15 protein-coding genes are annotated in these 12,249 nt (G+C 64.0%); 14 read left to right on the top strand and 1 reads right to left on the bottom strand.

Annotated elements, in window-relative coordinates:
• Window positions 1-9: 9 nt before the first annotated feature.
• Entirely contained in the window at window positions 10-798 is a 789-nt protein-coding gene (locus H7J93_RS15320; RefSeq protein ID WP_267307159.1) for an SDR family NAD(P)-dependent oxidoreductase, read from the bottom strand.
• 102 nt (window positions 799-900) lie between these two features.
• On the opposite strand from H7J93_RS15320, the gene H7J93_RS15315 reads away from it, so the two are divergent.
• The 14 genes from H7J93_RS15315 to H7J93_RS15250 all read left to right on the top strand — a co-directional run bounded on the left by H7J93_RS15315 (window position 901) and on the right by H7J93_RS15250 (window position 12,222).
• The gene (locus tag H7J93_RS15315) at window positions 901-1,500 is read left to right on the top strand and encodes a TetR/AcrR family transcriptional regulator (RefSeq protein ID WP_267307158.1); all 600 of its coding nucleotides are present in this window, start codon (window positions 901-903) and stop codon (window positions 1,498-1,500) included.
• A gap of 40 nt (window positions 1,501-1,540) precedes the next feature.
• Window positions 1,541-2,281 carry a hypothetical protein gene (locus tag H7J93_RS15310; protein ID WP_372507894.1) on the top strand — a complete coding sequence of 247 codons (741 nt, stop codon included), beginning with the start codon at window positions 1,541-1,543 and terminating at the stop codon, window positions 2,279-2,281.
• 56 nt (window positions 2,282-2,337) lie between these two features.
• Window positions 2,338-2,952 carry a TetR/AcrR family transcriptional regulator gene (locus H7J93_RS15305; RefSeq protein ID WP_267307157.1) on the top strand — a complete coding sequence of 205 codons (615 nt, stop codon included), beginning with the start codon at window positions 2,338-2,340 and terminating at the stop codon, window positions 2,950-2,952.
• Window positions 2,953-3,082: 130 nt separating this feature from the next.
• The gene (locus tag H7J93_RS15300; RefSeq protein WP_267307156.1) at window positions 3,083-4,615 is read left to right on the top strand and encodes a nitric oxide reductase activation protein NorD; all 1,533 of its coding nucleotides are present in this window, start codon (window positions 3,083-3,085) and stop codon (window positions 4,613-4,615) included.
• On the top strand, window positions 4,612-5,412 hold the full coding sequence (locus tag H7J93_RS15295) for a CbbQ/NirQ/NorQ/GpvN family protein (RefSeq protein WP_267307155.1): 801 nt from the start codon (window positions 4,612-4,614) through the stop codon (window positions 5,410-5,412). Before H7J93_RS15300 ends, H7J93_RS15295 begins: the two co-directional genes overlap by 4 nt.
• A 15-nt stretch (window positions 5,413-5,427) precedes the next feature.
• A complete protein-coding gene (locus tag H7J93_RS15290; protein ID WP_267307154.1) occupies window positions 5,428-5,556 on the top strand; it encodes a hypothetical protein in 129 nt (42 codons plus the stop codon).
• Window positions 5,553-6,248: a hypothetical protein gene (locus H7J93_RS15285; RefSeq protein ID WP_267307153.1), complete on the top strand. Its 696-nt coding sequence runs from the start codon at window positions 5,553-5,555 to the stop codon at window positions 6,246-6,248. Before H7J93_RS15290 ends, H7J93_RS15285 begins: the two co-directional genes overlap by 4 nt.
• 77 nt (window positions 6,249-6,325) lie before the next feature.
• Entirely contained in the window at window positions 6,326-6,700 is a 375-nt protein-coding gene (locus tag H7J93_RS15280; protein ID WP_276022031.1) for a hypothetical protein, read from the top strand.
• 2 nt (window positions 6,701-6,702) lie between these two features.
• Window positions 6,703-7,926 carry a cytochrome P450 gene (locus H7J93_RS15275; RefSeq protein ID WP_267307151.1) on the top strand — a complete coding sequence of 408 codons (1,224 nt, stop codon included), beginning with the start codon at window positions 6,703-6,705 and terminating at the stop codon, window positions 7,924-7,926.
• Window positions 7,923-8,972: an NAD(P)H-dependent amine dehydrogenase family protein gene (locus H7J93_RS15270; RefSeq protein WP_267307150.1), complete on the top strand. Its 1,050-nt coding sequence runs from the start codon at window positions 7,923-7,925 to the stop codon at window positions 8,970-8,972. Before H7J93_RS15275 ends, H7J93_RS15270 begins: the two co-directional genes overlap by 4 nt.
• Complete coding sequence (locus H7J93_RS15265) at window positions 8,965-10,023, top strand: NAD(P)H-dependent amine dehydrogenase family protein (RefSeq protein WP_267307149.1); 1,059 nt, start codon at window positions 8,965-8,967, stop codon at window positions 10,021-10,023. Before H7J93_RS15270 ends, H7J93_RS15265 begins: the two co-directional genes overlap by 8 nt.
• Complete coding sequence (locus H7J93_RS15260) at window positions 10,020-10,433, top strand: VOC family protein (protein ID WP_267307148.1); 414 nt, start codon at window positions 10,020-10,022, stop codon at window positions 10,431-10,433. The genes H7J93_RS15265 and H7J93_RS15260 overlap by 4 nt, the downstream gene beginning before the upstream one ends.
• The gene (locus H7J93_RS15255) at window positions 10,430-11,656 is read left to right on the top strand and encodes a cytochrome P450 (RefSeq protein ID WP_267307147.1); all 1,227 of its coding nucleotides are present in this window, start codon (window positions 10,430-10,432) and stop codon (window positions 11,654-11,656) included. The genes H7J93_RS15260 and H7J93_RS15255 overlap by 4 nt, the downstream gene beginning before the upstream one ends.
• Window positions 11,656-12,222, top strand: coding sequence for an ERG2 family protein (locus tag H7J93_RS15250; protein WP_267307146.1), 567 nt, complete (start codon window positions 11,656-11,658; stop codon window positions 12,220-12,222). The genes H7J93_RS15255 and H7J93_RS15250 overlap by 1 nt, the downstream gene beginning before the upstream one ends.
• The last annotated feature ends 27 nt before the right edge of the window (window positions 12,223-12,249 follow it).

Here is a 12,249-nt window from a genome sequence, read left to right as displayed (position 1 = left end):
GGTCCTCGATCAGTAGTCGGGAATGGGCAGCGGCAGGTTGTTCGAGTCTATGCCGCCGTCGACATGGAATATGGCGTTCGTCGCGTAGCAGTCTTTCGTCGACAGGTACACGCAGAGCCGACCGAGATCCTCGACGTCGCCGAGGCGATGCAGCGGCGTGAGCGACAGCATTGTGTCCAGTGCCCCCGGCATCATGTCGAGGCCACTCTGCAGTCCGTCGGTGGCGAACGAACCGAGCGCGATGGCATTGACACGAATCTTCGGCGCCAGCTCCTGGGCCATGGCGCGGGTCAGCGCTTCCAGACCGCCCTTGGCGACGCAATAGGACGTCAGCGCCCGGATACCGAAACGTGCTGAGCCCGAGGAGATGTTGACGATGCTGCCGTGCCCGGCGTCGATCATGTGCCGCGCGCACAGCTGGCTCATGATGAACGCGGACGTCACACACCAGTCGAAGGTGTGCCGGAAGTCCTCGTCGGTGATGTCGAGGAACGAGCCGAACGTCGAACCGCCCACATTGTTGATGAGGATGTCGATGCGGCCGAACTTTTCCATCGTCGTATTCACCACGTGCTCGCCGTCCGGACGGCTGATCGCGTCGGCTACCAGCGCAAGACCTTTTCCGCCGGCCTTCTCGATGCCCTCGATGGTCGCGACTATGTCGGACTCCGTACGCGCCGTCCCGACCACCGTTGCACCCGCTTCGGCCAACACCCTGGCGATGCCCTGCCCGACACCCTTGCCCGCACCGGTGACGATGGCGACCTGACCGTCGAGGTTGAACTGCTCCAATGCCATAGGAGTCCTCTCCGTCGAGTGCTGATCATCAAACGATACAAACTGACTTAAGTCAATAACATAGTCGCGGCTTACCAGCCGATGGACCGGTACAGTTGCCGTATGGCAGTGGTAGACAAGCCGTCTGCGCGAGAAACCAAGCGCTTACAGACACGGGAACGTCTCATGGGTGCCGCGGTCGCCGAGTTCAAGCGTGCCGGTATCGCCGCGGCCGACGTCGGCGCCATCGTGGCAGCTGCGGGAGTTGCCCACGGCACGTTCTTCTTTCACTTTCCGACCAAGGAGCATGTGCTGCTCGAACTCGAGCAGCGAACAGAAGAGGACATCGCCAAACAACTAGGTCGCTATGTGGCGACGCCGCGCGATCTCAGGTCGACGCTCAACGAGGCGGTCCGCCTGGTGATGGGTCTCGAACGCCGTCTGGGCCCGGTGCTCTTCAAGGACTTTCTGGCGTTGCACTTCTCGCAGACCCGGCCGCGGGACGAGAGCTACGAACACCCTGTCATCGTCACCCTCGCGAAGGAGATAGAGCGCGCCCGGGAACGCGGCGACGTCGACGCCGAGGTGAACCCGATGAACAGCGCCGTGTTCTTCCTGCTCGGCCTATATGCGCTGCTGACGACGACCCACGACTGGCCCGGCCAGGCCGCGATGATCGAGGACTACGTCACCCGAACGTTGCGCAGCATCGAAGCAAAGTAGCCGATTGACTACCCACGCTGATTGACTATAGTCAGCGTTCATGAATCTGCCCACGCTCAACCTGGGCCGGAATCGTGATGCCTCGGCGCGCCCCAAGGGCCCGAAGCCATCCGCCAGCGGTTTGGATGAGCACATGGCCGCGTCGCAGGCGGCCCAGCGGCACGCGGACAAATGGCTCATCTCCGGCAGCTTGCTGATCGGCACTGCGGCACTCGGCATCTTCGGGCTTCCGCTCTTCCTCCGTGGCGTCTGGCTACTGCGCAAGGCGCAGCGCGAGGGGCTGACGGTTCGGCCGATGCTGGTCACGCTGCTGGGCTATCTCGTCATCATCGATGCCGCGATCAACACCGTGGGCTGGGCACTCGATTTGGTGGCCAGCCACACCATCCTGGCTCGAATCCTGTTGAACGGCTGGGGTGCAATGTTCGACGCCGGATACTTCTGGCACTACAACGAGCTGTGGATCGGCGGTGCTGCGGGACCCGGCGAGAAAGCCATGGAAGTCGGCATGATTCTCACCGTCTTCACCATGCGCATCGCCGCAGGAATCGGCTTCCTGCAGATGAAGCGCTGGGGCCACCAGTGGATGATCGTCACCTGCTGGATGGGTGTGCTCATCTGGTGTCTCTACGTGTTCAACATGACGATGTACGCCGACGTCCGCTACGCCGGCGTGATCCTGCCGGTCGTCGGGTGGTGGCTCTACGACATCTTCTACATCACGCCCTTCCTGGCCATCCCGTATCTGCACTCCGTCAACCGCGAGATCTTCTCCGACTGATGTCAATGACTGCACTCATTGACTTTGGTCAGTAACTGGGTTACAAAGGGCGGACCATGACGCCTCAGGTCAAGCAGTCGGCGCGCGAGGTCCGACGGCTGCAGACGCGAGAACGCATACTCGGCGCGGCGATCGCCGAGTTCAAGCTCGCCGGCATGTCCGGTGCCGACGTGAATTCGATCGCCGCGGCGGCAGGCGTCGCACATGGCACGTTCTTCTTCCACTTCCCCAGCAAGGAGCACGTCCTGCTCGAGTTGGAGAGTCGCGAAGAAGCACGGATGGCGGCCGACTTCGCGCGCTTCCTCGACGACAAACACGACGACGCACATGACTTGGTGACGACGCTGAACGCGGCGGTGCACCTGGTGACCGGCCTGGAGCAACGGCTGGGTCCGCTGCTGTTCAAAGAGTTGCTTGCACTGCACTTCTCGCCGACGCGGCCCAACAGGGACGAGTGGACCGACCATCCGATGATCGTGCTGCTGGTGCGTGAGATCGAACGCGCCCGCAGTGACGGCGAGATCCACCCGGAGGTGGACGCGTTCTACAGCGCCGTGTTCTTCCTCCTCGGCGTCTATGGCGTGCTGACCACGATGAGCAATTCCGACACCCGCGACACGATGCTGGCCGAGTTGGTCGCCACCGCCGTCCGCGGTCTTGAGATCCGGTAGATCGAGGAGGTCTGGCGTGGATTGGATATGGGAGATCCTCCGGTACGTCGCGGCATGGGGCGGCACCGGTTTGATCATCTGGTTCTGGTACTGGATGTTCTCCAACATCGGGACGTTCTAGAGACGCGATATGTCCGAGCTTTCCGATGCACACGCGCTCGCTGTCGAGCGCAGTTGTGCCGTCACCGCCGTCGCGCTGAGTGGGCAGCGACGAGAAGGCGTGCGCCTGATCAGCGGTCCCCGACGCGATTTCGGATTGAGCTCAACACTCGACTTCGTGCACGTCCCCTATCCGCCGCCCGTCAGGGACTGGACACGACGCACGCTGACCTGCGGTGTCGCCCTTCAATGTTCACCGTCAAAAGACCGGGTCGTCGACTACCGGCTCAACGAGCTGTCCCATCGTGAACTGACCGCCCTCGCTCTCGTCGAGGCGAGCGTCGCATTGGGTTGGATCGCCGACAACTGGCCTGGACTTCTGCCCGAGATTCGGCCGCTTCTCCCCGACCTGGACATCGCGTCTGCCGACACGGACGCGAACGACATGCTCAACCGCGCAGTCGCATTGGCGCGCACATCGCAACCGCTGATCGTGGATCCCCTGTTGGGCACACTGCCGCGCGCATACACCGAACCACAGGGGCTGACCGACAAACTGCGTCGCACCTTCGGCCGAATGCCTTGGACCTCAACGCAGAAGCGGCTGCCCCGCCCGTACTCGGTGCCCGTCGGCGGAGAGGGCGGCGTGCGCGCGACCAATCTGCCGCCGCCGAGCCGGCCCCAGGACAACGACCTCGACCTCACCCCCGAACACCGCCCCGGAATCCCGTATCCGGAGTGGAACGCGTGGACAGAGAGCTTCATGCCGGACCACGTCGCGGTCCTCGAACGCACCCATACCAGCGGGCACAGCGACCCGATGCCGGGTTCGACCGATCTGCGCAGATGGTTCTCCGAGCACACGCACCGGGCGATGAAGAGCCGGCTGGTGGACGGCTCCGATCTCGACGTCGAGCAGTACGTCAGCCACTACATCGACCTGACCACCGGCGAGGCCGTCGAGCCGCGCATCTTCCGCGATCTGCTGCCCACCAGTCGCGACGTCACCACCGCACTACTGCTCGACGGCAGCTCATCACTGGGTGTGCACGGCGGCACGATCTTCAAGCTCGAATTGGCCTGTGCGGACGCGCTTTCGCAGGCCATGACCCTCGCGCGGGAACGCCACGGTATCTTCGTGTTCACCGGCAACACCCGTCATCGCGTCGAGGTCACCTGCCTCAAGGACTTCGAAGACCGCAGGTTCGTCCCTCCCGGCCAACTCGGCCTGGCGGCAGGCGGATACACCAGGCTAGGCGCACCGCTGCGTCACCTGACGAGTCGGCTGCTCGCCCAACCGTCGGAACGGCGTCTGCTCATCGTGATAGGCGACGGCCTGATCTCCGACGAAGGCTACGAGGGGCGATACGCCTGGGCGGACGCCGCACACGCCGTCGAAGAAGCCAACGACGCCGGCGTGCGCATGTACTACGTCGGCGTCGGACCCACCAGAGTCGACCCACTGCCGGAAGTGTTCGGACCTCGCCGCTCCCAACGCATCCGGCGCATCGAGGAGCTCCCCCGGGTACTCGCCCACGTGCATCGAGAGTTGGTGGCCGCATGACCGAGACCTATTACTCGAACGGCAACGAAGTCCAGATGTTCGAACAGGCTTATCGCCAACAGCTCCCAGTGATGCTCACCGGCCCCACGGGCTGCGGCAAGACACGGCTCGTCGAGCACATGGGCCTGCTTCTGCGACGCCCCGTGGTGACGATCAGCTGTCACGACGACCTGACCAGCTCCGATCTGGTCGGTCGCTTCATGGTGACCGGTGGCGACGTGGTGTGGACCGACGGTCCACTCACCAGAGCGGTCAAGGCCGGAGCCATCTGCTACCTCGACGAGGTCGTTGAGGCGCGGCACGATTCGCTGGCGATCCTGCACTCGCTGACCGATCACCGCCGCGCCCTATATCTGGACCGTGCGGGCGAGGTCGTCCAGGCGCCCGAGACCTTCATGCTGGTGTGCTCCTACAACCCCGCGTACCGCAGTTCGTTGAAGGAGCTCAAACCGTCGTTCCGCCAGCGCTTCGTGACGCTGCCGATGCGCTACCTGCCACCTGAGCAGGAGGCGGAGGTCATCGTCGCCGAGGCCGGTATCGCCATGGACACTGCCCGTCGGCTTGTGCAATGCGCGACCGCCATCAGAACGGCCGACGAGGCCTTCCACTTCGAGCCGCCATCGACCCGTGTCCTCGTCACCGCAGCGCAGCTGATCGCCGCAGGGGCAACCGAATTCGAGGCCGCCGAGGCGTGCATCCTCGCACCGCTGTCCAGCGACGGCGCCATCACAGAAGGTTTACGCGAAGTCGCCGCGGCCAGCCTGGCCGACGCCGACAGCTCGAGCACCGCACCGTAGGGGAAGGAGTCAGACATGGACGAGAAGGAACGCAAGCGCAAGCGGGCGCTCATCGTCCTACAGGTCGTGATCTATGGCTACCTGCTGGCCATGTTCGGCATCCAGTTGTACATGTCCTTCGCCCGCGGGTGGTGGGAGTTGTGAGTCTGGATGTCAGGGCGGGCGGCGCCGTCAGCCTCGAAGACCACGACGAAGCGTCGCGCCTGGCCCAGCGCAGGGCGGACAAGTGGATGATCGTCGGCGCCGCGCTGATGGGCATGTGGGCGCCCGGCATCTTCGGGCTGCCCATCTTCCTGCGCGGGGTGTGGCTCCAGCGTCAGGCGGCCCGCGCCGGCCTGTCGATGCGCCCCATGATCGTCACGCTGATCGGATACCTCGTCCTGATCGACGGAATGCTGAACAGCCTGGGCTGGGCACTGGACCTCGTCGCCAACCACACACTGATCAACCGCGTGCTGATGGTGGGCTGGGGCGCGATGTTCGACGCCGGATACTTCTGGCACTACAACGAGTTCTGGGTCGGAGGCGCCGCCGGGCCGGGCGAGAAGTCGATGGTGTTCGGCATGATCCTCACGGTCTTCGCGATGCGCTGCGCCGCGGCGATCGGCTTCCTGCAGATGAAACGGTGGGGCCATCAGTGGATGATCGTCACCTGCTGGATGGGCGTGCTCATCTGGTGCCTCTACGTGTTCAACATGACGATGTACGCCGACGTCCGCTACGCCGGTGTGGTGTTCCCGGTGATCGGCTGGTGGCTCTACGACATCTTCTACATCACGCCGTTCCTGGCGATTCCGTATCTACACACCGTCAACCGTGAAATCTTCACCGACTGAACAGGTTTAGGAGCAAACACGTGACGACAACACCTCAGTCCACGGACCCGAAGGCCGAGGACCTGCCGCCTGGCACGATGCCGTACTACGCGCGCATGCACAAGTGGATCAAGCGAGCGGTACTGGTCTGCCTGGTCGCACTCGTCATCGAAGGGGCCTTCACACTGCCGTTCATGGCGGTGTACTACGGCTATCCGACGCTGAGCCTGACCGAGATCTGCAGTGAACTACTGAAGGTCCGGTACTCCGACGACACCCTGGAATGCAAGGTGCCATACCCGCCGCTCGGACCGCCCGAGGGGGCCGAAGGCAAGGACACCGCCCAGGATGAATGGGGCATTCAACCGGTGCCGAAGTACCACCGGATCGGATTCCGCGAACTGGTGCGCATCCACGAGGAGAGGGAGGCGCGTGAGGCCGCGGCCCAGCAGTCGGGAGCGCAATCTCCGTGACGATGAAAACGCCGGAGGAACACGCGGCGAACCTGGATCTTCGCCACGAGGACTTCAACGACAACGACTTTCTGTACGCCGTCTATGACGTGATGCGGCGGAATACGTCGTTCTCACATACCGATTCGCCGTTCCTCAGTGCCACTCCCGGTGGCGCTTGGGTGGCGAACCGCTACGAGGAATGCTACAAGATCCTGCAGGACTGGGAGCACTTCTCGTCCAACCCCACCCCAGACGCGAAGGAACGACTGGCTGGGGATCTGGTGATCACACTCGACCCGCCGAGGCAGCAGAAGTTCCGTAAGGTCCTCAACCCGTACTTCTCCCCTGCCCGGATGAAGGCCCTTCGGCCGCAGATCCGCACGGAGACCGACCGACTCATCGACATGTTCATCGAGACAGGCAGCGGCGATCTCGCCCAGGTCGCGTGGCGGCAACCGGGCATCGTGTTCTTCAAGTACCTGCTCGGCATGCCCATCGACGATGTGCCCCTGTGCATCGAGTTGACGGACACCGCGTTGAACGGCGCGAGCGAAGACCCCCGGATGGCCGCCTGGGGCGGACTTTACCAACACATCCACGATGCGGTGTCGGCGCGCTCCACCCAACCGCCGCAGGACGACATGATCGATGTCCTGCTCAACGCCGAGATCGACGGCGAGAAGCTGGAGTTCGGGGATGTCGTCGGCAACGCGATGCTGCTCGTGCAGGCCGGTCTGGAGACGACCGCAAGCGCGATGTCGTTCGCATTCCATTACCTGGCAACGCATCCCGACGAGCGTGACCGGCTGATCGCAGAGCCGGAGATCGTGCCCAAGGCGGTTGAGGAGTTCATCCGCTTCGGGGGATCGATCCACGGCATACCTCGCACCGTCGCGCAGGACGTCGAGCTCGCAGGACATGCCTTCTGCCCGGGTGAATCGGTGATCGTCAACTACGCCTCCGCCAACCGCGACGCCGCGGAGTTCCCCGAACCCGATCGGTGCATCCTCGACCGTCAGGCGAACCGGCACCTCGGATTCGGCGCAGGCGTCCATCGCTGCCTCGGCTCCAACCTGGCTCGACTGGAGTTCCAAGTCGGCCTCGAACAGGTCTTGGCGCGGATGCCCGACTACACACTCGCCGGCACAGCGGATTTCCACGGAAACTCCGTCACACGCGGATACCGTCGCATCCCGGTGGGCTTCACCCCTGGTGAGCGCTCGACGTGGGCAGCGGCCGGATGACGTATCGCGTCGTGCAGTGGACGACGGGCAATGTCGGCAAGAAGTCGGTCCATGCGATCGCCTCGAACTCGACCTTGGAACTCGTCGGCTGCTACGCCTGGTCACGGGACAAGGTGGGGCGCGACGTCGGCGAGCTCTGCGGTATCGAACCGCTCGGGGTGACCGCCACCGACAACGTTGACGCGCTGCTCGCACTCGAACCTGACTGCGTCGTCTACAACCCGATGTTCGCGAATGTCGATGAGCTGGAGCGCATTCTGGGCGCGGGTATCAACGTCGTGACCACGTCGGAGTTCATCACGGGGCACCGACTCGGTGCGGGCCGGGGCCGCGTCATCGCCGCCTGCCAGAAGGGCGGGTCGACGATCTTCGGCAGCGGGCTCAACCCCGGTTTCATGCAATTGTTCGCGATCGTCGCGGCGGGGATCTCGGACCGAGTCGACCGGATATCGATCGTGGAGTCCTTCGACACCACCATCTACAACTCCCCCGACACCGAGAAGATCATGGGTTTCGGCTATCCGATCGACCAGCCGGGCCTGCACGACATCACCGAGAAGGGTTCGGGGATCTTTCGGGAAGCTGTGCTTCTGCTCGCCGACGCCCTCGGCGTCGAACTGGACGAGATACGCTGCGACGCCGAATATGCCCAGACCACCGAGGATCTCGACCTACCCGGCGGTTGGCACATCGCCAAGGGCTGCGTGGCCGGGATCGACGTGCGCTGGAAGGGCTTCCTCGGCGAACGTGAGGTCGTCGAGGTGCGCGGGGTGTGGACGAAAGGGCAAACGCTCGAGCCGACGTGGTCCATGGGGTTCGGATACGACGTGAGGATCGAGGGCCGTCCGACGATCAAGACCACGCTGAGCTTCGAGCCGCCGCCCGACTTCGTCGGCGAAACCATCGAGGACTACATCCTGTTGGGCCTCACCATCACCGCCGTTCCGGCGATCACCGCGATACCCGCCGTCGTCGCCGCACCTCCCGGCATCGCGACCTACAACGACCTGCCGCTGCTACTACCCAGAGGTGTCATCAATGCCTGAGAAGAGGTATCGAGTCATTCAGTGGATGACGGGCGACGTCGGTCAGGTCGGCGTACGGCACTTCGCCGACAACCCGACCTTCGACCTCGTCGCCGTTCTGGTACACAACAAGGACAAGGTCGGCAAGGACGCCGGCGAGATCGCGGGCATCGCGCCGACGGGGGTCCTCGCAACGGATGACGTCGAGGCGGTGATCGCGATGGACGCCGACTGCGTTTTCTACACGCCGGTCATCATGGATACCGATACCGTGTGCCGACTGCTGCGCTCGGGTAAGAACGTCGTCACCACGAGCGGCTTCTTCTATCCATCCGAGGATTTCCGCGACGGCGGTGAGCAGATCCGCGCCGCCTGCGCCGACGGTGGGACCTCGTTCCACGGCGGAGGCATCCATCCGGGCTACGCGGGCGACATCCTGCCGATGACCCTTGCGCGCGTGATGAACAGGATCGACAAGATCGTCGTATACGAGGTCGTGAACGTCCTCACCGACGCGCCGCTGGACCACATCGACTGGATGGGCTTCGGCAAGGACAAAGACAAATTCCTCAGCGAGCCAACAATTCTCGGTCTTGGTGTTCCGTTCTTCGCGCAGTCGATGTATATGATCGCCGACGGTCTCGGGGTGACCATTGATGACGTCACGGCGGCCGACGTCAAGGCGGCCGTCGCGACCGAGGACATTCCGCACCAGCTGGGAGCGATACCGCGCGGAACCGTCGCAGCCCAGCATCACGAATGGACAGCATGGGTCGACGGCGCTCCCCTCATCGTCTTCCACGCCATCTACCTGACCAGCGAGCCCGACAAGATCGACCCGTCGTGGGACTGGGGCAAGACGCGGTACCGGATCGTCATCGAAGGGGATCCTCCCACCGAACTCACGCTCGAGGGTGTCGACCGGCCCGACGGAACGATGCGCCATCCCGGGTATGACTGGACCGCGATGGGGGCCATCAACGCAATCCCCGACGTGTGCGACGCCCAGCCCGGTTGGGTCACCCATTTCGACCTCGGCCTCGTCCGGCCCCGCGGTCTGGTGCGGAAATGACCGAATCTCGGCTTCATCACGTTGTTTTCGCCGTTGCTCCTGAGCGGCACGAGACCGTCGCGCGGATGTTCACCGACCTCGGCTTCACATTGCAGCCGGCGGAGCTGACCGAGCTCGGTGTCCGCGTGAGCTTGGACTGGGACCGAGGGGTCGAGTTGATCAGCCCGATTCCGGGATCGACGGTTGCCGTCGCCGCTAATGTGCAGACGTTTCTCGACGAGAAGGGTGACGGGATCTACACCGTCGTGCTGCAGATCCCCGAGGCCTCGGCTGCGGAGTCCGTCGCCGAGAGGTACGGCGCAGCAATCCGATTCCGACAGAAGCTGGCGGGCGACGGCACACACCTGGAAGAGATCGACCTGTCCGTGCTCGGTCTTCCGCTGACCCTCTTGGACACCAACGTGCCATGACCGTCGACGCCGCCAAACCCAGTGTGTTCGACGCGGACCTGCCCACCCTGCAGTACGACATCACCGCCACACCGCAGGAGATCTACCCGCAGTTCCGCGCGGCGCAACAGGCCGCCCCGATCGCGCTGGGGCCGATCGGCCCCGAAGTGCTCTCGTACGAACTGGCCCGCACCGTGCTGCGCGACCCCCGGTTCGTCGTACCCAAGGGCATCCACCTCTCCGCCCACGGCATCACGTCAGGACCGCTGTGGGACAGGGTGACTCGCAGCATCTTGAACATGGAGGGCGATGAGCATCGCCGGCTGCGCGGGTTGGTCTCACGGGCATTCACGCCGCGGGCGACCGCACGGATGCACGACACCATCCACACAGTGGTGAACGAGCTCATCGACGCGGTGGCCGACTCAGGGGGCTGCGAGTTCGTCGCGGATATCGCCCGCCCCTACCCCATTCCGGTCATCTGCGCGCTGCTCGGCGCGCCGCGTGAGGACTGGCGGCAGTTCTCACGTTGGGCCGACGACATCTTCAAGATCGTCAGCTTCGACTGCAACCTGGCCGAGGAGGAGCCCGTCGTCCTCAAGGCGTGGGACGAATTCGACTCCTACATCGACGATATGGTTGCGGCACGGCGGCAAAACCTGACCGACGACCTGCTCTCCGAACTCATCCGGATCGAGGATGCCGGCGATCGCCTCGACACCGGCGAATTGCGGATGCTGGCGTTCAGCATTCTGGTGGCGGGCACGGATACAACGCGAAGCCAGCTCGCCGCGTCGATGCAGGTTCTTTGCGATCACCCGGAGCAGTGGTCGCTGCTACGGGAGCGGCCGGAGTTGGCGATGCGCGCTGTCGAAGAGACGATGCGCCATTCACCGTCCATGTGCAGCACGGTGCGGAGCGTCGCCGAGGACGTCGTGATCGACGACTACACGTTCCCCGCAGAGACGTTCATCATCGTCAATACCTATGCGGCCAACCGTGATAGCGCGATCTATGACGATCCGGAACGCTTCGACATCACCCGCGACGACCCGCCGCCGATCCTGACCTTCGGCGGCGGGGTGCACTACTGCCTCGGCGCCAACCTGGCGCGGCTGGAACTCGCCGAGGCGCTGAAGATCCTGTCCCAGCGTCTGCCCAACCCGTCCCGCACCGAATCGGTGCCCTGGAAACCGCTGCTGGGGCTCAGCGGGCCGACGAGCCTGCGGATAGAGTTCGGCTGATGGCGTACAAGATCGATCCGGACGTGCTGGGCAGGGTGGCCAAGCAGGTTGTCGGCTTGCCGCTGGAGGACGGTGAGCTGATCACCCGGGCCGTCGAGGCGCTGGCCGACGAGTATCCCGATCTCATCGATCCCGCGCCGGGACGGTGGGTGGGCAGTAAGGCGGGAGGCATCCTCGGCAAGGTCAGGTTTCTCTACTTCAGCCCACGGGAGTACATCGTCATCTTCGGCTCACCCACTGGTACTCAAGGCTTTTCGGGCCGCTACAAGCATGTGGACGTGCACAAGTTCCTGATCGCGGGTCAGATCGACTGGTATGACGTCGAATCGGACGACCTCACCGCCTCGACGCTGTTACCCGGCGAACACGCACACATGGTGCGGGGTCAAGCCCGAGGCATGACCATCCATCCCGGCTCGTGGCACATCGAGTACGGCCGAGGCGCGGTGGCCACCACCCTGCCGTTCGCGATGGTGGACACCCTGCTGGTGTCACTGGAATTCGAGTCGGTGCGCCGTTCGACGGTCGAGTTCGCGAAGCTGGTGCGTCGCCAACTTCGCCGGTAACCCTCCACTCGCGAGCAGACGCGAAAA

Source organism: Mycobacterium barrassiae (genome assembly GCF_025822765.1).
GTDB lineage: Bacteria > Actinomycetota > Actinomycetes > Mycobacteriales > Mycobacteriaceae > Mycobacterium > Mycobacterium barrassiae.
Note: the sequence above shows the minus strand (reverse complement) of the source record. Positions and strands in the feature narration are given on the sequence as shown.